We start from the raw sequence: 24227 nt of genomic DNA on the forward strand, positions 1-24227 counted from the left end.
TACCTAACAGATTGTTAAATTTGGCAATAATTCACACGCCAATACATTCTTACTGAGCCAAGTGCATAGGCATGTTATAAAATGTCAACAATCACGCAGCCAAGACTTTAACCGTCAAACGGCACTGGAACAATTTATTGAGCTGGTAAAAGGTGTTGGTATTGTTCAAAAAAAACGTATCCCGACTAGAGCAACAAAAGGCAGCCAAACGCGACGCATTGAAACCAAAAAACAACGCGGTGCCACCAAAGCGATGCGCCAAAATAAATCTGACTATTAATAAAAAAGTGAGCCCGCCATCGCTCAATCAATAAGGTTACACGCTAGTTGAGCATTTTTTGGTTTACCTGATAACCATCTTCGGTAAGAATGCTTGTTAAAAACCTATTTATGCTGCAGATTAAATCGACTTACGTTGCGATTTTTACAGGAACCGTCATGAGCCAAACAACAAAAATTTTATTGATCAACGGCCCCAATTTAAACCTGCTCGGCCGTCGTGAACCCGGACATTACGGTCACCAAACGCTCACCACTATTGTTGAAGCGTTAAGTAAAAGTGCGGTCCAAGCAGGGGTTCAACTGGAACATATTCAGTCTAATGCTGAGTACCAGCTGATTGATGCCATCCATGGGACTGATGCGCAGTTTATTATTATCAATCCTGCCGCTTTTACCCACACCAGTGTCGCCTTGCGTGATGCCATACTCGGTGTCTCGATCCCGTTTATTGAAGTGCATTTATCTAACGTACATGCCCGTGAGCCATTTAGGCACCATTCGTACTTTTCAGATAAAGCCCTAGGGGTGATTTGTGGCTTAGGTGCCCAAGGCTACGACTTTGCGTTGCAAGCGGCAATTAAACACTTAACAGATCAACACTAATAACGACGATTTAATCGCCATTGATCCGCCTCATTGGGTATTTACGTCGAACACAATTGGGTCGCAATTGTTGCTAAATCAACAAAAGGATAGCGCTTGAGTAAGTTAACAGCGGATGTGAGCATTATTTACAGTGGCATATTCAGTCAATGGGACAATCAGAACGACGACCTGCCACGCTTGTTACAGGCAACGGTTCATGTGCCCGCTATTATCGATACCGAATTTGGCTTTATCACTCGCATCCGTAAAGCCAAAAATCAAGTGCTAACCTACTGTATTTACCACCCGGATATTACTGATAACAATGGCAATATTCGTCCGCCATTCGATGGTGAAGTGTTTATTAAACAAAACGATTGGCGCTTTTATCTGGGTGATTGTATTTGGGCACCCATCACCAATAAAGTCGGTAACTGGCGAATGACGCTAGAGCTAAACGGTAAAATCATTGCCAACAAAACCTTTAAAGTGCATCTGCCAGATGAATAGTCTCTGCCGCAACTTCACTAAATCGGAATGTTTGCTATAATCCGCGCCAATTGCCACTCCATTTAACGAGCTCCCATGTCCATTCAAGCTGTTTTAGCCGATGCGTTAGCCAAACGAGCCACTTTTTTTGAGCAAGCGGCCCACAATAATACTGATTGTTATCGCGTTTTCCATGGCACTGTTGAAGGTGAGAATGGCCTGAATATCGATCGTTACGGTGATGCATGGCTAATCCAAACCTTTCATCAAACATTATCCGCGCAGCAACTTGAAGACATATCAAGCCTACTTACCGCCCATGCTGACTACCATATTGTTTACAACGACCGCTCTGGCAGTCATTCTCGGGTGGTAAATCATCCCGAAAATGAAGCCCAAGACTACGCGCAATCGACCCAAGTTATCCAAGAAAATGGCATTCTGTTCACGTCAAAACTGCGCCATGAAGGTCAAGATCCATTATTATTTTTAGACATGCGTATTGGCCGCGAATATGTTCGTAATAATAGCCAAGGCAAGACGGTGTTAAACCTGTTTTCATACACTTGTGGGATTGGAATTGCCGCCGCTATGGGCGGCGCTCGTAGAGTGATGAATGTCGACTTTTCATCATTTGCATTGGCCGCTGGGCAAACAAATGCCGAGTTAAACAATGTCACTGATGTGTGTGAATTTGTCCAAAGTGATGCCTTTCCGGCGCTGCGCCAATTGGCGGGTTTACCGATAGGCGGACGTCGCAATCAAAAACTGCCAAAATACCCCAAGCTGCGCGCAACACAATTTGATTTAGTCTTTTTAGACCCGCCACGTTTTGCCAAAAGTGCCTTCGGTATTGTCGATCTCGTCAATGATTACCAAGGCCTATTTAAACCTGCTGTTCTGGCGACAAAAGTCGGCGGCACTTTAGTATGCTGTAATAATGTCGCCAAAGTGGACCGCCAAGCATGGTATGACAGTTTAGTGCGCTGCGTTGAAAAACAAGGGCGTAAAGTTATTTATAATCAATGGCTCGACTGTTATGAAGATTTTCCGTCATTTGATGATAATCATCCGTTAAAAATTGTCGCTCTGACCATTAATTAACCTCGATCCGGATCTTGTTTCCAACAGCTTTAGCAATAAAAAAGCCACCTGAAGGTGGCTTTTTTACATCCAATGTAGATTAAAATGACACTACCTATGACGAAACGGGCATCACTTTAGGGCTACCCGCCGCGCTAGTGGCACTGTAACCACGCCCATCTAACGGAGCAAACGTCTTATTTAAAATCGTGTCTACATATTGCCAATCACTGCGCACTTCATCTTGAGTAAATGTCAGTAGCAAGTAACCGCGGTCTTTTAAGTTGGCGTAGTTAAGATCGGCGATCAAATCAACGATCGCCGCTTCTGTTGCTGGCATTTCAGCATCAGACAATCCTAAATAGTATTCCAGCCCAGGAGACGATACTGAACTGGTGGCAAATTCTATCCCCACGATCTCCCCGCCACTGTCGGTTAAATCACTCGCCCATGCATTATGAGTATCACCGGCAATAACCACCAAGTTATGATTTAACGATTTTGCCGTCGCTAAAATAACTTCACGCTCGTAAGCATAACCGTCCCAAGCATCTAAGTTGTATGGAATGGCTGGTAGTTGTAGCAGTGCAATAACCTCAGGGGTTAATTTGTCTTGATTAGCTTGTAGGTAAGCCAACTCTTGTGTGGTTAATGTCGGGTCGCCCGCTTGGGCGCGACCGGCTAATTGCGCTAATCCGGCGAGCTCTGCAAACTGCGGAATACTCATTTGTTGGGTGGCAATAGCCGCTGGCATTAACATTTTACCCATTAACACTTGTTGACCCAACACTTGCCACTTAGCAGTAGACTGCAATAAGGTTTGCTGTAACCACAATAATTGTGTCTGGCCTAGCATAGTGCGGTTGGTATCGGTCACATCGGCTAGAAAGGTTACGTTGTTAAATGCCCCCGTCGTCGCATCAATGTATTGGCTATATTCTAACTGCTTATCGCGAGCCAATACCCGAGTATCGAGCATATGCAAATCAACCAAATTACCAAAATTAAAGCTTCGGTAGATTTCCTCATGATTACCTTCGCTCCATGGGCGAATTGGCAGCCATTCAAAGTAAGCTTGCAGTGCCGCCTCTTTGCGCTGATCAAAATCGCCTTCACTATCGTTATGATTTTCGGCACCGTCTTTCCAAGTATCGTTGGCCACTTCATGGTCGTCCCACACGGTAATGAACGCCACTTTGGCATGCAGTTTTTGTAAACTGGCGTCACTACGATACTGACTGTAACGAGTCCGATAGTCGTCTAATAGAAATAGCTCGCCGGCTGGCAACACTTCACGATCCAGCTCAATGGCATGCTCACTGGCATATTCACCGCGGGCATACTCATATAAATAATCACCCAAATGCACCACAGCATCTATATCATCTTGCTGCGCCGCCATTTCGTATACATTAAAGTAACCCGCGGGAAAATTAGCACATGACATTACCGCTAATGTTACCGATGCAACACTGCCCTCGGGTAACGTGCGCGTTTGGCCAATTTCTGACACTGTATCGCCGGCTGTAAAACGATAAAAATACTGCTGACCCGCCTCCAGACCGACCGCGTCCACTTTAACGGTATAGTCACGATCTTTAGTCGTCACCATTTGGCCGTTAGTGACTAGCTGAGTAAAGTTACTGTCGGTGGCGACTTGCCATGAAACCGTAATATCACCTTCAACATCGGGCGTGACCCGGGTCCATAAAATGACGGCATCGGTTGCGGGATCGCCACTGGCAACACCTTGTAAAAACTGCCCTGAAATAGCATCGTCATCATCACTACTGCAGCCCATTAATCCATACGACACGACTACCGCGCCGACGCCTTTAGCTGACATTGCCAGAAAATCACGACGAGTCACAAACCGTTTCATAGCCTATCCTTATTTTTATCGTTAGCTGTTTATACGGCGATGCTTAGCACTGCCTAAGGGATCTAATGAGACGCTATTGTGAAAGCAAATGATGACATAAAGGTGACAAAATAATGACAAGCTAATCATATTGATATCGAGGTGCAGATACGAATAGCAGCAATAAAATAACGGTAAGTAGATACAATAAAAATTAAATTGCGCACAATGTAGTTGCAAAAGGTAAATCCTCACGTTATAGTAAACACAATTAGATTGTGCGCAACTTAATATCGTTAATCACTTGATATGATCATCACTTAGTAACATCAACAAGATGTCGATATGAGCCAAAGCAATCAACAGAATTTTTACCACCAATATTTTTAACATACTTTATGAGGTCTATTATGAAAGCGTTATACACAACTTCAGCTACAGCACTAGCAGGTCGTAATGGCCAAGTTTCTACTGACGACAAAAAAGTTGATTTACAGTTAAGTTACCCAAAAGAAATGGGTGGCAGCGGTGAGTTTACTAATCCAGAACAGTTATTTGCTGCAGGTTATGCCGCGTGTTTTTCTAACGCGATTCTGCACGTTGCGAGTCAAACTAAAGTGGCGATCAAATCGGCTCCAACCACGTCTACTGTGGGTATAGGCGCCAATGATAGTGGTGGTTTTGCATTAATAGTTGCGCTAGCCGTTGAACTTGATCTGGACCAAGCAGAAGCTGAACAGTTAGTTAAAACAGCTCACCAAGTTTGCCCATACTCAAACGCAGTACGTGGCAACATTGATGTAAAACTGACTGTAAATGGTCAAGCTATTTAGCCTTTTTGAGCTGACCAGTTTAGATCTGACAGACAAAAAAACCAAGACATGTGTCTTGGTTTTTTTATGCTTTTAGCCACCATCAACTAAGCAATTGTGCAGCAAATGGGTATGCTATTGCTTCACGCTCATTAAAATATCTAAGGCGCGTAAACGGTGCTCGCTGTCATACAAGTCATTGGTAAACATCAACTCATCTACCCCAAATTGCTCTACAAACATCTCTAATTGATGCTTAATCGTTACTGGGCCGCCGCAGATAGACAAACTTAAAAAGCTATCAACATAGTTTTTTTCTTGCTCGCTCCACAGGCCATTCATGCTGTCTATTGGCGGTTTAAGCCACATTTCTTGGCCACGAATTAACGCTAAAATACGCTGTTTAGAGGTAGTGCTAAGATGCTCTGCCTCGGCATCGGTTGGCGCGGCAACTAAAGGCAGGCCGACCATCACATAAGGTTTATCCAGCACAGCTGAAGGAGTAAATTTACGTCGATAAAGCGCAAGGGCTTCAGACAGAAAACGCGGCGCAAAGTGGCCAGCAAACACATAAGGCAAGCCTCGCTCTGCCGCTAATTGCGCACTGAATAAGCTAGAGCCTAATAACCAAATAGGCACATTGGTGTCTTCACCAGGGATCGCTCGCACCGCTTTGCCGTTACTGTGTTGACGCAGTTCATGTGGGCCGAGTAACGATTGCAACTCGCGCACCTCATCAGGAAAATGTTCTGCCCGTTGGTTATCACGATTGAACGCTAAACTTGTGACCGGATCGCTGCCTGGTGCACGGCCTAAGCCTAAATCAATTCGTCCAGGATACAGACTGGCCAAGGTGCCAAACTGCTCTGCCACCACGAGCGGTGGATGGTTAGGTAACATAATCCCACCAGCACCAACACGAATGCGCTCAGTACCACCGGCAATGTAACCGATTAAAATTGAGGTGGCAGAGCAAATAATGCCCGGCATATTGTGGTGTTCGGCTAACCAAAAACGGTTCACATCAAGGCGTTCGGCGTACTGGGCATAACGTAAACTGTCTTGTAAGGTCTCTGACACAGTGGAATCTTCACGCATCGGCGCGAGTTCAAGTAATGAGAAAGGAATATCTGCCAATATTGACATCATGGCTCCTTATTTAAGGTAAGAATTGATGGCATCTACTGAAAAAATCAAGCTGTCGAGCCAGCAAAAAAGGTTATCAGCAGATGATAGATCTAAAAGTCTTTTAGCATTTCGGGAGTAAACTCATCCACATCAATAGAAAAACCAGCAGCGTCAATAGACTTTTGGAGTTTATCTAACTCATTGTTCACGTTTGACATGGTTAAGGTGTTGTTATCTAAATTATAAACTAACGCTAAGCTTTGATAATAAAAACACAGTATCAGCAATGCATCGCGATTATTATCTTTAGCGGCTTGTTGAATCGATTTTAGTTTACGAAAAATTTTATTCTGTAGCTGTTTCAATTGCCACACATAATACACTTCATAAAACTTCGGTTTTTGACGTAGGTTTCGCACCAATAAACTGCACACCATCAATGCCAAAATAACCCCGGTTAAATTCAAATGAAAATTACCGGTCGACTCTGCACCTGGTAATGGTTTCACACCGAAAAAGTAGATCAGCAACTGACCAAATATCAGCGACAAAATGGCTAATGTCGTCAGTAATCCTATCTGCACTAAATTGTTGGCCGAACGATATTGGCTCTTATTTATGTTGACTAACTTCATCACGCCACTCACATCTCTTATTTTGTGCATAGCTTAACGTGTCACGCCTATTTATAGAATGAAATATTAACGCTTATTAAGTGTGATTTAATCTAATGGCGCTCAAAATAGGTCGACTGATAAGACGGGGCGACGAAGATCGCCCCAAACAGAACCCCTCAAACAAACATACCTCAAACAGCGCCTTAGCGGATCGCCCCCTAAGCAGCCGATGTTGAACACCCTGTTGTATTATTTGAGCAATGGTTAAACCGTCAATACCATGGCTCGCGGTGTTGCGGTGAACAGGTGTAGATTAATTACGTCCTGCCATCACGCCGCCATCAACATCCCATACGGCGCCCGTGACCCAAGATGCTTGCTCTGATAGCAAAAACACTATGCTATTAGCGACATCGGCCGGACTACCCACTCGGCCGATAGGATGAAATGCATTGAAGCTTTCAAGCACACTAGCCATATTTTCAGGTTCAATAAAGGCTTCATAAATAGGTGTACTCACCACGGCGGGTGATACCGCATTAACTCGAATATGGTGCTCTGCCAGTTCCATTGCCATGTGTTGCGTTAAGGAATGCAAACCCGCTTTAGCCATAGAATAGGCACTTGATGGGGTGGCTTTAATGGCTTGTTTAGCCCACATAGAGCCAATATTCACAATGCTGCCACCGCCATATTTAATCATGTTGTTGCTAACCGCTTGCGAAATAACAAAAATCGCTTTGTTAAGATCCATGTAAGTATCGTAATCACTTACTTGATGGTCTAAAAATGGCTTAGGATTAAAAGACCCTGCTGCGTTAACCAAATAAGCAATCTTCTTGTCTGTTGAGTTGATCATATTGATCAAACGGGCAAGGTCTTGTGAGTCATATAAATTAGCTTGAAGCCCGTTTACACTGCCTAATGATGAGAGTTGCGCCACTGCGCTATTAAGCTTATCGACTTTGTTACCAACAATAATAGTATCGATACCTTGAGCCACTAATTGCTTTGCTGTTTCAAAGCCAATACCACTTGTGCCGCCAATAATTAGCGCTGTTTCTTGGGGTAAATTCGTCATGTGTTCACACCTAATGTAAGAGTAAGTGTGTTAAGCTTATGGGTAAACTATCCGATTGAATAGTAAGTACAAATCGGTGACATAGGTACTTTTAGGTACATATTGATGAATACAAAAGAAAAAATATTCCCTCGAAAATCCGCCCCAGAAAAAAGTGCCCGTATGGTCGAAACCATCTACGGCTGTAAATGGTCTTTAACTGTATATCAGTTATTAGCCAATAACATTAACCGTCCCGGTGAAATGGTAAAGTCAGTAGAAGGACTCAGCACTAAAGTGCTTAATCAATGTTTGAAGAAAAACATCGAATTCGGCATTTTGAATAAAATTAATTACCCTGAAATTCCACCCAGAGTGGAATACCAAGTGACCGAATTTGGGCAAAAATTTATGCGCATTTTAGATGACATCGAAAAGCTGCAACACGAAATTGATGCTTAGCCCGCAGGCTAAGCAATCGTTCACCTCATAACACATTTATTTGAATTAAGTTTCTGATGGCTCATTAGATCCACTTGCCTTATTCAGCCACACGAACTCAGGTAAAGCGTTTAAGTCTAGGCAATCTCCTCGCTCAGCAATGGCGCTATTTTTCGGTTTATTGGCACTGTCTTGATTAAGCGCTTCAATCAATACTTGCTGTGCTTCTAGTTCACCATGTACCAATATCACTGCGGGAGATTGCTCAAAATGGCGATACCAAGACAATAACTCGGCTTGGTCGGCATGGGCTGATAACCCACCTACCGTATGGATACTTGCAGCAACCTTAATACTCTGGCCATGAATCGTCAGTTCTTCAGCACCGTCGACGAGTATTCGGCCTGGCGTTCCCATTGCCTGAAAACCACAAATAATAATATCGGCTTCTTTACGCCATAGGTTATGCACAAAATGATTACGAATGCGGCCGCCATTACACATACCACTGCCCGCAATAATGATTAATCCTTTATGAATATCGTTCAGCTCTATCGACTCTTCAGTGCTACAGACAAATTCAGCACTGGATAACAAGGGATGTTGCCCAGAAGATAAGCGGGTAAAACGCTTAAAGTCATCGTCCATCAATGGATAATTGTTAACATATACCTCGGTTGCTTTTATCGCCATTGGACTGTCTAAACAAATACGCCAACGTGATAAGTCCCACTCTTTGGCATATAAATGAAATAGATAAAGAAGCTCTTGAGCACGTCCCACCGAAAATGCTGGGATCAAAATATTGCCCCTACTTTCATGAATAGTTCGTTTGAAAATTGATTTCAGTTCAACCAAGGTATCTTGCCAACTGCGATGCAACCTATCGCCGTAAGTACTTTCCATTAGCACTAAATCAGCTTGTTCAATAAACGTTGGGTCATCCAAAACCGGCATACCTGCACGACCTAAATCACCACTAAAAACCAGTTTTTTCTGTTGAGGTTTATTGCCTAACCACAACTCAACCACCGCAGAACCCAGAATATGTCCCGCATCGGACAAACAAACCTCTACCCCATCGGCAACCTGCACTCGCTGGCCATAATCTACCATCACAAACTGCGCCATCACTTGCTCAACATCCTCCTCGGTAAATAGCGGCTCGAGCGGTTCTAAATCATGTTTTGCACGTTTTTTATTTTGTCTGTCGGTGTCTCTTTCTTGCAGCATAGCCGCGTCACGCAACATCACATCACATAACTGCGCGGTGGCTTTTTGAGTATAAATGGGCCCAGTAAACCCCTGATTAATCAGATAAGGTAGACGACCGGAATGATCAATATGTGCATGGCTTAATACCACAGCATGGATATCTTGCGCTTTGAATGGAAAAGGATCGTGATTACGTAACCAGTCAGCTTTACTCCCTTGAATTAATCCACAATCAAGCAGCACTTGCTGCCCTTTGACTGTGAGTAAATGGCAAGATCCAGTGACCTCTTGAGTTGCGCCGTGAAACTGCAAAGTCATGTCCATAATGTCGCCCCCGATAAAATCGATAACAGTGCTAAATTAAGCGTATGCCATTGGTGAAATAAAGTCGCGATCTACATCAAATAAACGCTTAAAAAACACACTAGTTATAAAGCAAATAAAAATTCATATTAAATGCATAAGCAACCGCAATATAACATCTCCTTACAATTATTAACCATACTACAACCCAGTGTTAACACTCAATTTTGCTAAGTCATTGAACAACGTATTTTAAGAGATATATCGCCTTTTTTGAGCATATTTCACTTTGTGAGTCACTCATAGGTTTGATATTCTCCGTCGTCTTAATGGAAAGATATCTTAACGGACTAAGCTGTGCTTACTCAAACAACAAGACAAGAGATTAAAATGAACAGAACATTAATTGCAGCATTAATTTCAACCATTCTTATCGCACCCTCAGCGTCGGCAATCGAAATTTATAAAGATGATGTCAATGCGGTTAAAATTGGCGGATTTATCGATGCGCGCGTGATCAATACTCAAGGTGAAACAGAAGTTGTTAACGGTGCTTCACGCATTAATTTTGGTTTTAATCGTCAGCTACAAAATGACTGGAGAGCCTACGCCTTGCTTGAATGGGGTGTTAATCCGGTAGGTAGCACAGACATTGTTTACAACAATCGCTTTGAATCAATCCAAGAAGAGTTTTTTTATAACCGTTTAGGTTATGTCGGTATCGCACATGACACCTACGGTAGCATCACAATTGGCAAGCAATGGGGTGCTTGGTATGACGTGGTTTATAGCACAAACTATGGTTTTGTGTGGGACGGTAACACTGCTGGTGTTTACACTTATAACAAAGATGACGGCGCCGTAAATGGTGTCGGTCGTGGCGACAAAACAGTTCAGTATCGCAACAGCTTTGGCGACGTCAGTTTTGCAGTGCAAGCCCAGTTAAAAAACTCTGCTTTTTATACCTGTGATGTCGAAAACATTACCGAAAGTGCCTGTGAAGAATTGTGGGACTCTGGCTCAACGGCAGCACAACAAGTTGAATTCAATTATACTTATGGCGGTGCTGTCACTTACCAAGCAACCGACAAGTTAGTGTTAACCGCTGGGGTTAACCGGGGTGAGTTTGATGTGAACTTTGCTGATGGTGGCTCATCCACTGCGGTTGATCTTATTTACGGTATGGGGATCACGTGGGGCAACTTTGATCAAAACGGTTTTTATGCCGCTGCCAACGTGAATAAAAACGAAAATCACGACACCGACAACATCGGCCGGTTAATTAACGACGCTGTGGGTCTTGAGTCATTGTTCTCATACAAGTTCGATAATGACATTCGTGCTTTTGTGTCATACAACGTACTGGATGCGGGATCTAACTATGTGATCCAACCTAACTACAATGCAGACCCTAACGACGTCTTTAAGCGCCAATTTGTGGTAGTAGGTTTGCACTATTTATTTGACCCTCAAACGGTGATATACATTGAAACTCGTAGTGACTTCAGTGACTTTACCAGTGCAGACAAAGTACAACAAGCCAGAATGGAAGTGTCTGAAGATGACGGTATCGCCATCGGTCTTCGCTACACGCTTTAATCTGAACCTCTGTGCTATATCTCTGTGCTATTGCTAAATAGCACATTAAATTAATAGCAGATCAAAAAAGGTTCGACAGTGATGTCGAACCTTTTTTTATGGCTGTTGTTAAGCTGACAAAAACGCGCGCTTGAATTAGCACACCTAAGCCGCAAGGCTTAAAAGACAAATGCTGAACAACACATTTAAACAAGCAGTTAAACAAGCATTTAAACCAAACCCTTTAAACCACCGCGCTTAAGCAACGGGTTTCTCGTCAATTATCGTTACTTTCTCAACCACAATCGGCTCACGCGGCACATCATCATGGCCCGCAATAGTCGTGGTGTTAACCCGCTCCATTTGTTGGATAACATCCATACCCGCGGTCACTTTAGCAAACACCGCATAACCCCACCCTGCATTAGTTGTCGCAACGTGGTCTAGAAAATCATTGTCAGCGACATTAATAAAAAACTGCCCAGTAGCAGAATGCGGCGAATCCGTTCGCGCCATGGCTAACGTGCCCAACACGTTTTTCAAGCCTTTATTGGCTTCATTGGCAATAGGGTCGCGAGTTGGTTTTTCTGTCATTTTGGCGGTTAAGCCACCACCCTGCACCATAAAACCTTTAATAACCCGATGAAAAATAGTGCCTTGATAAAAACCGTCTTGGCAGTATTTTAGAAAGTTTTTTGAAGAAACCGGTGCACGTTCCATTTCAAGCTCTACGGTAAAATCGCCAAGGTTGGTGCTAAAGATAATCATATACTGCCATGTTCCAAAAATGAGAATAGCCGCCAGTATATTCTATAGTACCGAAGGCGGCTATTACGCTTATCCTTGAATGAAATCCCTGCCCTTTACATTTTCCACTTATTGGGCGGGCTGATTAAATAAATCCATCGCGGTGCGCGTCATTGCCCGAACGCCTGTTCGGATGGTTAACGGATAATCTGGCGCAAACTGGCTAGAATGCAAAGACGGCAAGGTATCGCCCGACTCAACACTTGCTTGATACTGGCTAGGTTCTACCGCGCCAAGCCAAAATAAAGTAATAGGGCGTTTCTCTGGTGTCAGTCCATATAAACCAAAATCTTCGCCAGCCATTACCGGTGGCGCCACCAGTACATTATCGCTGCCTAATTCGGCTTCGATACTGGCTTTAACCTTAGCGGCTAACGCTGGATGATTATAGGTTGACGGAATGGTTTCATCATCATGCACATACACCACAGGCATTAACTCATCTGCTAAGCCTGCGCTCAATGCAATACCTGTAGTAATACGTTTAATCGCCGCCATTTGCTGCTCACGCACCGCCGGATTATACGAGCGCAAGGTCAGCTGAAGCTTCACTTCATCGGAAATAATATTGTGTTTTGAGCCTCCATGAATCGAGCCCACAGTCACCACATTAGGCTCTAACGGCGACACCTCGCGGCTCACAATAGTTTGCAGTGCAAGTACGGTGCGCGCAGCAAGTACTACCGGATCGATGGTGGCGTGCGGATAAGCCCCATGGCCACCTTTACCCTTAATGGTAATATCAACCGAATCAACATTCGCCAAGGCATAACCACTTACGGTACCTACTTTACCCGCTGGGATTGACGCACTCACATGCAAACCAATAATGCTGTCTGGTGTCGGGAATTGGCTAAACAAACCCTGTTTGAGCATGGCTTTGGCGCCGCCGCCAACCTCTTCTGCAGGTTGAGCCACCATCATTAACGTGCCTTGCCAATCAGCTTTGTGAAGCATTAATTGTTGTGCAGTGCCAATTAAACTGGTCATGTGAATATCGTGGCCACAACCATGCATAATCCCAACCGTATTATTGTTCGCATCTTGCGTGGTAACCGTTGAGGCATATTGTTTACCGGTTTGCTCAATAATAGGCAATCCATCAATATCAGCACGGATCATCACCACTGGTCCTTTACCATTTTTAACGATGCCGACCACACCATAACCACCAAAATTAGCAGTCACCTCAAATCCTAATTGTTTCAGTTCTTGCGCCATGCGTTGGCTAGTGGCTTTTTCTTGATATGACAATTCAGGGTGTTGATGAAGGTGTAAATAAAGCTGCTCCAGTTTAGGTAATGCTTTAGTTACAGAGAGATCAAGATCGCTCGCGCTAACCGTAAATGACAACAACGAAACTGAAAACACTAACGCCAATAAGGGATATGCAACACGTAAGCAGGTCATATTATTATTCTTAATTGTCGGGAATTGAGTATGTTAATCTAGCATAAGCTTAAGCTACTTTATAATGGGTTTTCGTTAACCCCAAGCCAATTAAGGGATAAGGTTTGTAGTGGCATAGTGATTAAGTCATTGCGGACATAAAAATAATAGTAAGGGAAACCAATGACAGTCATTACTGAAACACCCAGGCTAATTATTCGACAATTTACCCTTGATGACGCGCCAGCCGTATTACACTTCAATACTCCAGAACAAGTCAGCCTCTATACCGGTGACGCAGGAATGTGCACAACATTAACCGACGCCGAAAATATCATTGCCAATATTTGGTTAGTTGAATATCAGCAATACGGTTTTGGCCGTTGGGCTGTGGTATTTAAAGAAACCAATACTGTGATTGGTTTTTGCGGTTTTAAAAATGAAACTCGTATTAATGCCATCGATATTGGTTATCGCCTACACCCTGACTACTGGGGTATTGGCTTAGCCACAGAAGCCAATCTCGCCTGCATTGCATACGCTAAAGAGCACATGTCACTAGACCTTGTTTATGCCGATGTTGTTGATGCCAATAGCGGCTCGATCAACGTGGCCACTAAGTTAGGCATGACATTTCATTCTCAATTCCAACGAGATGAATTTACTTTTAATCGTTATGTCATGTTATTGAACGGCAACTAACGAGTACTTATCTAAGTACTAACGCTAAGCTCTAAATCTAAGTACTAAATCTAGTCACTAAAAAAGATCGCAAGCCGCAAGAGGATAACCGGCTTTGCCATCAGAACACACTCGGTGCTGCTGGCTTATTTTTGTCCCAAGCTAGCCTCCCACAAACAAATCCACTTTATAAAATGGCCTAAGCTGGTGATGATATAAGCCGTTATAACAAAGAACATGAAAATTATTGTTCCATGAAATGTTAACTAAATAAATTAAACAACATAAATGTCACAACAACCCCTTAACCCGCCTATACTCGATCGAGGACAGATTTAACGGCTCGCTGACGACTCAGTTGTATATCCGTATTCGCTCTGCCACAGAGTGAATTCGGATCACCTAATATAAGTTTAATTAATGTTTGCATAACACAACTTATTTGAGTAGGTTGATAAATAACCTCAGCTCGGGGTAATAGTCGGTTATCAAAGTGGTTTTTATCTATTTATCCTGTCGCTGATTGAGCGTTAAAGTTAAATAAAAACCGTATAGATTGAAGCGTACAAACGATATTTATGACTAACACTGTTATAGAGCATTTATCTTAGGTTGTAAGAGTGCTGTGTAAGCGTACGGTGTAAAAGAGCGATATGAGATTCATGGAAGAAGAGCAACTACTGCACTTAACATTGCTAGACCTGTTATGTAGCAACAGAATGGACTCTTTAGAAATTACCTGATCAGTATTTCCCCTTCATTCATGGCCTCACATTATGTAATAGCATGTTGATATGTGATTAAAATAATATATAGGTTTATATACCTTTATATACCTTTATATACCTTTATATAGGTTTATATAGAGCTAACAATATAGCTGTTAGTGATTAACTCGAATGTGCGCACCTTACAAAATGGCAAGCTGTTAACGTTTTTTAATATACAAACGGTCTGTTTATTGAGTAACAAGACAATGAAAGTAGGGATAATACGATGTTGAAAAACAACACTATTGCGATACCAGCAGAAATGCTAACGTCTTGGCAAACCACAGTAGACCTCATCGCCAAGGTCGCTAAAGTGCCAGCATCATTAATCATGAAACTTCATACTCATGAATTAGAAGTCTTTGTTGCCAACAATAATACTAACAGTCCATTTGCGGCTGGGATGAAGGACTCGCTGGGTCATGGTTTATATTGCGAATCAGTAATTGTTCAACAAACTAAATTACATGTCGAAAATGCCCTAGAAGATCCCAAATGGTGCACAAACCCTGCGCTTGCAGTAGGTATGATGTCTTATTATGGCTTACCCCTCAATTGGCCCGATGGGGAGCCTTTTGGCACCATTTGCATGCTAGACATAAAAGCAAATAGTTACTCAGGCGACCTTATGATGTTGATGGAGTGTTTTCGTCGCTGTATTGAAGGTAATCTAGAAATGTTAGCGCAAAAGGAAAAACTTGCACAAGCCAATTTACATTTAGAAACCAGTATTGCACAGCGCACCTTTGAATTAGAGAAGCTTAACAGCGATTTAATGCAAGAAATCGATTCACGCATCGCGGCGGAAAAACTATTAGATATCCAGCAACGTTTCGACTCCGTCACTGGTTTGCCTAAATTTAACCAGCTCGAAAAAGTGTTTAACAAACTTATTGCAAAAAATGAGTTGACTAGTATTTCGATAATTCATTTCAGCATCACTAACCTAAAGAGAATTCAAGACGGATTTGGTTATGACATAAGTGACAAAGTGCGCAATACCGTTGTCCAAAAACTGCAACTCTTTACTAATAATAGTACCTATCTTGCCATTTTCAGTGAAACCACATTCTGCATCATTATCCCGACCAAAAAACAGCAGTATGCCAACAAGATGGCGGTTTTTTGCAGCCGCTTATGTCAGCAATTTAGCCAAGATATTTATGTTGATGAATTATCACTCTCCATTACCACAGCAATGGGAGTCGCATTTTACCCCAATGATGGTAGTGGATTTATGGACCTATCAAGAAAATCCAGCGCCGCGCTATCACATTGTGAAATGGGTAATAACAATAGCTATAAGTTTTTTAACCCAAAAATGGAATCTGAACTGTCTAGTCGTATAAAAATGGAATCATTATTAAGGGCGGCACTGCAGCGCGATGAGTTGTCATTGCATTATCAACCTTTTGTAAACACCCAAAGCCAAAGTGTTGTCGGCGCCGAAGTACTTATAAGATGGCATAACCCAATTTTAGGCCAAGTTTCACCGGTCGACTTTATTGAAATTGCAGAACATTCAGGGCAAATCATTGAAATCGGTTATTTTGTATTAAGAAGCGCTCTGAAACAGTTAGCTTATTGGCGCGAAATATACAATCAAGATTTTTATCTGGCGATCAATTTGTCTCCAGTACAACTCAAAGACAGCTACTTGGTCGATAAAATTGTTAACTTGCTTGAGTTATACAAAATACCCGGCCATTTGCTTGAGATTGAGCTAACAGAAAATGCGTTAATACATGATGCCGCATATGCCCAAGAAGTACTGAGCAAGTTACATCGGAAGGGGATCCGTTTGTCGTTAGATGATTTTGGTACTGGCTATTCATCACTCAGTTATTTGCAGTATTACCCTTTTAACTCAATTAAAATTGATCGCAGTTTTATTCACAATCTTGAAACCTCAGAACAGAGCCGACAGTTGGTGAACACCATTATCGCCATGGCCAATAACTTACAGTTGTCATTAGTGGCAGAAGGGGTCGAAAATCAATTTCAAGCCGATTTTGTTGCCAAGCAAGGAGCCAATATATGGCAGGGTTATTATCTGGGAAAACCGGTAGATGCCAATGCTTTTGCCCAGCAATACCTCATTCCCTCAATGACACCACTGTTTTAACCTTCGCCAGTTAGGACACAAAGCAGGATTAGAGTATGTACCATCATTAAGGGCGGATACGTCAACTGACGCACCCTTGGATCATACCCATTACATTTGTAAGCGCACATTTGAGGTTATTTTGGTCGAACATGCCAACACAAAACCTGCCGCAATTTCTTCAGCCGTTAATGCCATCTTACTAGACGACTCAGTGGTGCCCGAAACAACCTGACATTTACACGCCCCGCATACGCCAGAACGACAAGCAGCAATAATCGGTAACTTTGCAGACTCAATACCATCAAGTAGGCTTTGATTGCCCGTTAATGGGATCTGTTTGTCGCCAATGCTCAACATAAACTGCTCGGTAGATGGATTACTTTCCATCGCGGCTTTCAACCCCATAGCACTACTTGCACCAAAGCTTTCTTGATTGAACTGGCTCATATCAAATTCGGCAGCTTCTAACAGTAATTTCACGTCGCTCATATAAGATTCAGGACCACACACAAATACCGTACGCTGCTGATAATCTGGTACTAATTTGATTAGGCTTGCTAAGTTTAATCGACCAATACCAAAGCCTGTATCCTCATGTTTATCAATGAGAATTTGGCTATTGTCATCCGACTTAAGCATATAATTAAGATTGAATTTTGGGCTTCGTGATGCCATCGACGCCATTGAATTGGCAAACATAATGTCATCAACCGTTTTGGCACTGTGTACAAAGGCAATATCGCTGTCGGTGGTGGTATCGCAAAGCCAGCGCGACATAGAATGCATTGGCGTCACGCCGCAACCGGCACTTAAAAATAAGTACTTATCGGCCTCAATATCGACTAAGTTAAATATCCCATCAGGGCCAGTAACAGTCACTTCATCGCCTACGTTCAGCGACTCAGTTAAGTAATTAGACACCACGCCACCAGTGATTTTTTTAATCGTGATCACTAATGAAAATGGTCGTGAAGGTGACGATGAAATAGTGTAACTGCGGTAAACCTTGTCGCCATTAATCGCTAATTTAAAGGTAATAAACTGTCCCGGTTTAAAATTAAATTTAACCGGTGTAAGTCCCTGAAAGCGAAAACTGACCACATCGTGGGTTTCATTCCATTTTTCAACACAGCAAAGCTGTACTTCACCTCGTTGCCAGTTATCGGCAGCCAAAAGTGCTTTCGGAGTTGCCAGTACAGCAGGTTCAACCACAGGTGGAGCATCACTAACTGGGGTAACCTTTTTAGCCGTTTGGGCAGAAAGCGCTTGTGAAAATGAAAAACCAACGGAGGGAGTACTACTCATTTTGATGCCTTTAACGCAGTAAAAAAGAGAGGTGGCAATATGGATAATCCCATAGTGCCATTAATCGCAATAGTGCAAATAAGCTGGGCTTAGATGCACTATTGTTATAACAAGATTACGCCACGTTGATCATGGCTTTTAAGTCTGTTTCAACATCGGTAGTGGTGCGTAAACCAAACTGTTGCTCTAAAATGTTTGCTAGGTTTTCGGTTAAGAATCCTGGTGCACTTGGGCCAGTACGAATGTTTTTCACCCCAAGAGACAACAAGGTTAACAACACTACAATCGCTTTTTGCTCAAACCACGACAACACTATGCTTAACGGTAAGTCGTTAAGGTCACATTCAAAAATGTCCTTTAACGCTAACGCCAACTGAATAGCAGAATATGCATCATTACACTGGCCAATATCTAGCAAGCGTGGCACACCGTTAATGTCGCCAAATTCCAGTTTATTGAATTTGTACTTACCGCAACCTAAGGTCAAAATAATTGAATCATCAGGCACAGACTTAGCTAAGTCTGTAAAGTAATTGCGCTCTAATTTGTCGCCATCACAACCACCAATTAAGAAGAAGTGCTTAATAGAACCATTCTTAACGTTTTCAACCACTGTTGGTGCTGCAGCCATTAATGCATTGCGAGCAAAACCAATGGTGATCATGTGGGGGATTTCATCATAGATAAAGCCTTCAAGCGCGAGTGCTTTATTAATCACTTCGCTAAAGTCATCACCTTCAACATGGGTCACACCAGGCCAACCGACAATACTACGAGTATAAATACGGTCAGAGTATTCACCCACAGTAGGGTCGATAATACAGTTTGAGGTCATCACCACTGCACCAGGGAAAGTGGCAAATTCTTTTTGCTGATTCTGCCAAGCGCCGCCGTAGTTACCGACTAAATGCGGGTACTTTTTAAAGGCTGGGTAAGCCAGAGCCGGTAACATTTCGCCGTGAGTAAAGACATTAATGCCCTTGCCTTCGGTTTGTTGCAAAATAAGCTCTAAATCTTTCATGTCGTGGCCAGACACTAAAATCGCCTTGCCTTTAACAGATTTTGTATTCACTTGCGTTGGCTCAGGGTGGCCAAATGAGGTGGTTTCGCCTAAATCTAACATCGCCATAATGCGATAGTTTAATTGGCCAATTTCCATTGAGGTAGCAAATAACTTGTCAGCATCAACTGAGTCTTCACCTAAAAATGCCATGATTTTATGGAACTCAGCAGCCACATCAACATCAGTTTGGTCTAATACGCGAGCATGCTCCATATAAGCAGCCGCGCCTTTTAAGCCGTATAAGCATAATAAGCGTAAGCCAAGAATATCTTCATGCACGTCACCACGATTAGGCAGTGCTATTGGCGCTTGAGCTAAAATTTCAGGCTTAGATGCACCAAGTAATATCTCACCTTGGGCGCTGACTATTTCAGGCTCTATGCCTTTGTCTTTACAAGCAGCTATATAAGCGGCTTTTAATTGGTCACGATAGGTTTGAGCCTGATAGGCATAATCAATTAACCGTTCATCGTCAAAGTTTACGTTAGTGAGTGTGGCAAAAAAGGCCTTAGGAACAAAGACATCAATGTCGTTGTCTACAATGCCGAACTCGCGGGCTTTAATTGCGTAAGCAGACACGCCTTGCAGCATATAAATTAATAAGTCTTGAATATCAGACGTCGACGCCAACTTGCCGCACATTCCTTGCGAGTAACTACAGCCATTACCTTCTGGTGTTCTAATGGTTTGCTCACATTGCACACAAAACATAACTCTACTCCTCAAATATTATTCATGTATAAAGTTTACATGTTATAAATGAGTTTACTCTTTACACCGTAAAGCAAAACCCATTTTTAAGACCAATGTTGTATTTTACGAGCTACGTCACCTTCAGCGATCGCTAATGTAATTAGCTTTTTTTCTAGCTTGTTCAAGCATGAACACCGATAGGTACCACAACAAGGCCTATTATCAATGTCAGTATAAGTCGATATGATAGTAACAGTCGGTCTTTAAAAAACGTTCCATTTACCCAATGAAAACAAGTAGAATTAATTAAAGATTTTCAATCAGGATGAACAGATGAAAACCAAGCTTAATGTTATCGCATCGACCCTATTGTTGGTGCTTGCCCCTGCAGCAATGGCCGCCGATGTTGCAGTCATCACTTTAGACAATGGCGCTAATGTTCGCCTAAAAGATGACTTTACCTGGGAATACATCATTACCGAAACCGTCAGTCAACCAGTGCAAGCCGCTAAAGCAGGCATCACAAAGCAAGCAAACGTAGTAACACAGCCTACCATTGCATCTGCAGCGTCAATAGCAGCAGTGACTACACCTGTTGCAGCACCAACGGTTACCATGCCCACTGCGGCAGCAATTAATACTCAGGTATCAACCACACGCTTAACGGCAGCGGCATTAGCACAACCAGAACTGTTAGGCAGCACGGCCAAAGATGGCATTAAAATCACCCTTGTAGACACCAAATGGAAGGATGACAACGTCGGCTTAGTGTTTGATTTTGACAGCAGCAGTAACGAGCATGTCACCCTGGTTGAAGTTGAAGCCAGCTTTTATAACGACCAAGGTGAACTGATCAAACAAGAAAACCTACAAGCGTGGGAAGCTATTCCTAGGATGCCAGACACTTACCTGCGTAAAGGACAGCATCGCCAAAGTGATACCCTATGGATAGAAGATATTAATCAACAGCAATGGCAAAAGCAGTTGATAAGTTTAAAAATTGTCGAAATTGAGTCTCGCTAACCCTGCATCCAGTTCAACAGATAGCGACTAAAAATTGACATAAAAAAGCCTAAGCGAAATCAATATTTCATTTAGGCTTAGTCTTTGCGCGCCAAAGTGTTAACACACCCTCCGCATAGGGACACTGATTAGTTTAACAATTCATGCTCTTTAGGCAGCTGCTTACTAATCCACAATATCAATTTATGTTTGCGATTTGGACCATCATCTTTATCTTCGGCTAAGGGTTGGATTAAGTTGTCTTGAACCAATAATCGATAAATACATTCGACTTTATCTTTTGGCGAAATGCCTTTACCAAAATCATCAAAACCACGCTTTTGCGCGTATCCCATGCCAATCTCCATCGCGAGCTTGAGCAGTTTTGTATCGTGTTTACCAACTTTCATCTATCAGCCTCATCGTGCTTATTTATCACTATTAAGCTACGCGAATATCCACAAATTGCCACTACAATTGCGCCAAGAATGCCCCAAAACCTAACAAACATCACTATTGGTAAGTTTCGTTACAATAATTATTCATAGTTTATCCCTTTAACCTATGCTGCAAGACGCAGTCTTGTTATTGTATTGTGGTTATTTCATTACGTTTTTATTGTCACTATTGTTCGCCACAGCTACATTTCGAATAGGCATAAAAACACCTAAAAGGGCAAAGACCCAAGGATATTTCAATGCGCAAAACACTTATTACCACTGCAGTGAGTGCTGCACTGATGCTCAGCGCCTGTTCAGAGCCATCAGTAGATACTGCCATGGCAGACAAAACCGCCGCTGAGGCAACAAAAACAATGACTAAAGCTCCTGCAACTGCCAACAACGTACTGTTAACACCTAGCCCTTTACAATACATGGCGCCGCAGTTCGACAAGTTTACAGCCAGCGACTACTTGCCTGCATTTAAGCAAGGAATGCTAGAGCACAAAACTGAAATCGCAACTATCACCAATAACAGCGAACCAGCCACGTTTGACAACACCATTGTCGCGTTAGAAAAAACCGGAGCCACACTAGACCGAACTCAACGTGTTTTTTTCAATCTTTCAGGACTTATTTCAGACGACAACTTCATCAGCGTTGAAGAACAGATTGTGCCTAAGTTAACCGCACACCAAGACAACATCTACCTTGATGAAAAACTGTTTGCTCGCGTCCAAGTTATATATAAAAACAAAGCCGCATTAACAGGCGAAGATTTACGCTTGGTTGAAGTGTATTACGACCGTTTTGTGCGCGCAGGTGCTGAATTATCTGTCGCAGACAAAACGAAAATGCGTGAGCTAAACGGTGAGTTAGCCAAACTTGAAACCAGTTTTTCACAAAACGTTTTAAAATCATTTACAGCTGACGTTATCGTCATCGAAGACAAAGCTCAACTTGATGGTTTGTCAGACAGCGACATCGCATCATTAGCTGCTGCAGCAAAAGATGCTGGCAAAACGGGCTACATGATCACGCTAGTGAACACCACCACTCAGCCGCTACTGTCTAGCCTTAAAAACCGTGATGTTCGCAAACAACTGTGGGAAACCTCAGCTTATCGCGCCATGGACACTAACGCGCCGTTAAACATCAAAATAGCTCAACTGCGGGCACAAAAAGCCACACTATTAGGTTACCCAACTTGGGCGGCATACTCCTTAGGCGACCAAATGGCCAAAAACCCAGAAGCGGTTTATGGAATACTTGACGACCTAGCACCAAAAGCACTGATTAAGGCCAAAGTCGAAGCCGCTGACATCCAAGCCGAAATTGTTAAAGATGGCAAAGATTTCAAACTTCAGCCATGGGACTGGGCGTACTACGCAGAAAAAGTACGTAAAGCCAAATATGACTTAGACGACAACCAAGTTAAGCCGTATTTTGAAATGAATACCGTACTAAACGATGGCTTGTTCTTCGCCATGAACAAACTCTACGGCATCACGATTAAACCACGCAATGACTTACCGGTATGGCACAAAGACGTGTCAGCTTATGAAGTCTTTAACAAAGACGGTAGCTCAATTGGCTTATTCTATCTAGACCCATACGCTCGCCAAGGCAAACGTGGCGGCGCCTGGATGGACGAACTTGTCACCCAGTCATTCTTGCAAAACACTAAGCCTGTGGTCTATAACGCGCTGAATATTCCTAAGCCAGCCGAAGGTCAGCCAACACTGATGACATTCGACGAAGTTAACACCATGTTCCACGAATTTGGCCATGCTATCCATGGATTGTTCTCACAAGTTAACTACCCTAGCCTAGCGGGCACCGCAACCGCGCGTGACTTTGTTGAGTTTCCATCACAAGCTAATGAAGACTGGAGCGTCGACCCACAAGTGCTTGCCAATTACGCTAAGCACTACCAAACGGGCGAACCAATCCCAGCAGAGTTACTCGCAAAAGTATTAAAGTCACACACCTTTAACCAAGGCTTTAATACGGTTGAATACCTAGCCGCTGCGCTACTTGATATGGAATGGCACTCTATTGCTGCTGGAACTGAAATCACCGACGTTACGGCCTTTGAACAACAAGCACTGGCTAAACACGGTTTAGATTACACGCCTGTACCACCTCGCTACAAAACAACCTACTTTAGCCACAGCTTCGCTGGCGGCTATTCAGCAGGTTACTATGCGTACCTATGGACTGAAGTGTTTGCTGCTGACTCATTCTCTTACATGATGTCAAATGGTGGATTAACCCTAGAGAATGGCCAAAAGTACCGTGACACAGTGTTGTCAAAAGGTAACAGCCAAGATCTGATGCAAGACTACATCGACTTTACCGGTAAAAAACCCACTACCGACGCCTTATTAAAGCGCCGTGGTTTGGTTAACTAATCACGAAAAAGTCATTAGCCTCTCGACTTTGGTAACTCACCCCGTCGAGAGGCTAACTAATAATAAAAGTGTCACCAGGGTAATACAGGATAAATATTGCGC

20 protein-coding genes and 1 pseudogene are annotated in these 24227 nt (G+C 42.9%); 11 read left to right on the top strand and 10 right to left on the bottom strand.

What is annotated here, in order from left to right; genetic code table 11:
• Window positions 1-73: 73 nt before the first annotated feature.
• The 4 genes and pseudogenes from AAEZ02_RS16850 to AAEZ02_RS16865 all read left to right on the top strand — a co-directional run.
• Window positions 74-280: pseudogene (locus AAEZ02_RS16850) on the top strand (alternative ribosome rescue aminoacyl-tRNA hydrolase ArfB); the annotation flags it as partial.
• A gap of 158 nt (window positions 281-438) precedes the next feature.
• Window positions 439-885: a type II 3-dehydroquinate dehydratase gene (gene aroQ / locus AAEZ02_RS16855; protein ID WP_101033950.1), complete on the top strand. Its 447-nt coding sequence runs from the start codon at window positions 439-441 to the stop codon at window positions 883-885.
• Between the two features lie 96 nt (window positions 886-981).
• Complete coding sequence (locus AAEZ02_RS16860; protein ID WP_124012585.1) at window positions 982-1377, top strand: DUF3859 domain-containing protein; 396 nt, start codon at window positions 982-984, stop codon at window positions 1375-1377.
• A 75-nt stretch (window positions 1378-1452) separates the two neighbouring features.
• Window positions 1453-2460 (top strand): class I SAM-dependent rRNA methyltransferase, encoded by a 1008-nt coding sequence (locus tag AAEZ02_RS16865; RefSeq protein ID WP_124012586.1) that lies wholly within the window; start codon window positions 1453-1455, stop codon window positions 2458-2460.
• A 94-nt stretch (window positions 2461-2554) separates the two neighbouring features.
• Here AAEZ02_RS16865 and AAEZ02_RS16870 read toward each other — a convergent pair whose 3' ends face one another.
• Window positions 2555-4321, bottom strand: coding sequence for an alkaline phosphatase D family protein (locus AAEZ02_RS16870; protein WP_351088914.1), 1767 nt, complete (start codon window positions 4319-4321; stop codon window positions 2555-2557).
• 389 nt (window positions 4322-4710) lie between these two features.
• On the opposite strand from AAEZ02_RS16870, the gene ohr reads away from it, so the two are divergent.
• Entirely contained in the window at window positions 4711-5133 is a 423-nt protein-coding gene (gene ohr, locus AAEZ02_RS16875) for an organic hydroperoxide reductase Ohr (RefSeq protein ID WP_124012588.1), read from the top strand.
• A 114-nt stretch (window positions 5134-5247) separates the two neighbouring features.
• On the opposite strand, the gene AAEZ02_RS16880 is transcribed toward ohr, so the two are convergent.
• The 3 genes from AAEZ02_RS16880 to AAEZ02_RS16890 all read right to left on the bottom strand — a co-directional run bounded on the left by AAEZ02_RS16880 (window position 5248) and on the right by AAEZ02_RS16890 (window position 7938).
• A complete protein-coding gene (locus tag AAEZ02_RS16880) occupies window positions 5248-6258 on the bottom strand; it encodes an LLM class flavin-dependent oxidoreductase (protein WP_124012692.1) in 1011 nt (336 codons plus the stop codon).
• A gap of 92 nt (window positions 6259-6350) precedes the next feature.
• Window positions 6351-6905 (bottom strand): DUF3087 domain-containing protein, encoded by a 555-nt coding sequence (locus AAEZ02_RS16885; RefSeq protein WP_351124139.1) that lies wholly within the window; start codon window positions 6903-6905, stop codon window positions 6351-6353.
• A 265-nt stretch (window positions 6906-7170) separates the two neighbouring features.
• Window positions 7171-7938 carry an SDR family NAD(P)-dependent oxidoreductase gene (locus AAEZ02_RS16890; protein WP_351074538.1) on the bottom strand — a complete coding sequence of 256 codons (768 nt, stop codon included), beginning with the start codon at window positions 7936-7938 and terminating at the stop codon, window positions 7171-7173.
• Between the two features lie 105 nt (window positions 7939-8043).
• Here AAEZ02_RS16890 and AAEZ02_RS16895 point away from each other — a divergent pair, with 105 nt between their 5' ends.
• Window positions 8044-8379, top strand: coding sequence for a winged helix-turn-helix transcriptional regulator (locus AAEZ02_RS16895; RefSeq protein WP_101033942.1), 336 nt, complete (start codon window positions 8044-8046; stop codon window positions 8377-8379).
• Between the two features lie 45 nt (window positions 8380-8424).
• Here AAEZ02_RS16895 and AAEZ02_RS16900 read toward each other — a convergent pair whose 3' ends face one another.
• Window positions 8425-9897, bottom strand: coding sequence for an MBL fold metallo-hydrolase RNA specificity domain-containing protein (locus AAEZ02_RS16900; RefSeq protein ID WP_351074540.1), 1473 nt, complete (start codon window positions 9895-9897; stop codon window positions 8425-8427).
• A gap of 369 nt (window positions 9898-10266) precedes the next feature.
• Between AAEZ02_RS16900 and AAEZ02_RS16905 the strand changes: the two genes are divergently transcribed.
• A complete protein-coding gene (locus AAEZ02_RS16905; protein ID WP_351074542.1) occupies window positions 10267-11475 on the top strand; it encodes a porin in 1209 nt (402 codons plus the stop codon).
• A gap of 237 nt (window positions 11476-11712) precedes the next feature.
• Here the strand turns inward: AAEZ02_RS16905 and AAEZ02_RS16910 are convergent, their stop codons facing one another.
• Complete coding sequence (locus tag AAEZ02_RS16910; RefSeq protein WP_124012592.1) at window positions 11713-12222, bottom strand: peptidylprolyl isomerase; 510 nt, start codon at window positions 12220-12222, stop codon at window positions 11713-11715.
• A gap of 108 nt (window positions 12223-12330) precedes the next feature.
• Window positions 12331-13671 carry a M20 metallopeptidase family protein gene (locus AAEZ02_RS16915; protein WP_351124142.1) on the bottom strand — a complete coding sequence of 447 codons (1341 nt, stop codon included), beginning with the start codon at window positions 13669-13671 and terminating at the stop codon, window positions 12331-12333.
• Between the two features lie 162 nt (window positions 13672-13833).
• On the opposite strand from AAEZ02_RS16915, the gene AAEZ02_RS16920 reads away from it, so the two are divergent.
• Both AAEZ02_RS16920 and AAEZ02_RS16925 read left to right on the top strand, forming a co-directional pair.
• Window positions 13834-14352, top strand: a complete 519-nt coding sequence (locus AAEZ02_RS16920) for a GNAT family N-acetyltransferase (RefSeq protein WP_124012594.1) — start codon at window positions 13834-13836, stop codon at window positions 14350-14352.
• A 975-nt stretch (window positions 14353-15327) separates the two neighbouring features.
• Window positions 15328-17226, top strand: a complete 1899-nt coding sequence (locus AAEZ02_RS16925) for a sensor domain-containing phosphodiesterase (protein WP_351124145.1) — start codon at window positions 15328-15330, stop codon at window positions 17224-17226.
• A 90-nt stretch (window positions 17227-17316) separates the two neighbouring features.
• On the opposite strand, the gene AAEZ02_RS16930 is transcribed toward AAEZ02_RS16925, so the two are convergent.
• Together AAEZ02_RS16930 and hcp are read right to left on the bottom strand one after the other, a co-directional pair.
• Complete coding sequence (locus AAEZ02_RS16930) at window positions 17317-18513, bottom strand: FAD-binding oxidoreductase (protein WP_351124148.1); 1197 nt, start codon at window positions 18511-18513, stop codon at window positions 17317-17319.
• 115 nt (window positions 18514-18628) lie between these two features.
• Entirely contained in the window at window positions 18629-20287 is a 1659-nt protein-coding gene (gene hcp / locus AAEZ02_RS16935; protein WP_351074545.1) for a hydroxylamine reductase, read from the bottom strand.
• Between the two features lie 315 nt (window positions 20288-20602).
• Here hcp and AAEZ02_RS16940 point away from each other — a divergent pair, with 315 nt between their 5' ends.
• On the top strand, window positions 20603-21292 hold the full coding sequence (locus AAEZ02_RS16940; RefSeq protein WP_351088749.1) for a DUF3157 family protein: 690 nt from the start codon (window positions 20603-20605) through the stop codon (window positions 21290-21292).
• Window positions 21293-21420: 128 nt separating this feature from the next.
• Here the strand turns inward: AAEZ02_RS16940 and AAEZ02_RS16945 are convergent, their stop codons facing one another.
• A complete protein-coding gene (locus AAEZ02_RS16945; RefSeq protein WP_101033932.1) occupies window positions 21421-21681 on the bottom strand; it encodes a DUF5062 family protein in 261 nt (86 codons plus the stop codon).
• Between the two features lie 287 nt (window positions 21682-21968).
• Here AAEZ02_RS16945 and AAEZ02_RS16950 point away from each other — a divergent pair, with 287 nt between their 5' ends.
• On the top strand, window positions 21969-24125 hold the full coding sequence (locus tag AAEZ02_RS16950; RefSeq protein WP_124012599.1) for a M3 family metallopeptidase: 2157 nt from the start codon (window positions 21969-21971) through the stop codon (window positions 24123-24125).
• Window positions 24126-24227 lie beyond the last annotated feature (102 nt).

The sequence above is a fragment of the Shewanella sp. T24-MNA-CIBAN-0130 genome (genome assembly GCF_040310185.1).
Lineage (GTDB): Bacteria > Pseudomonadota > Gammaproteobacteria > Enterobacterales > Shewanellaceae > Shewanella > Shewanella psychromarinicola.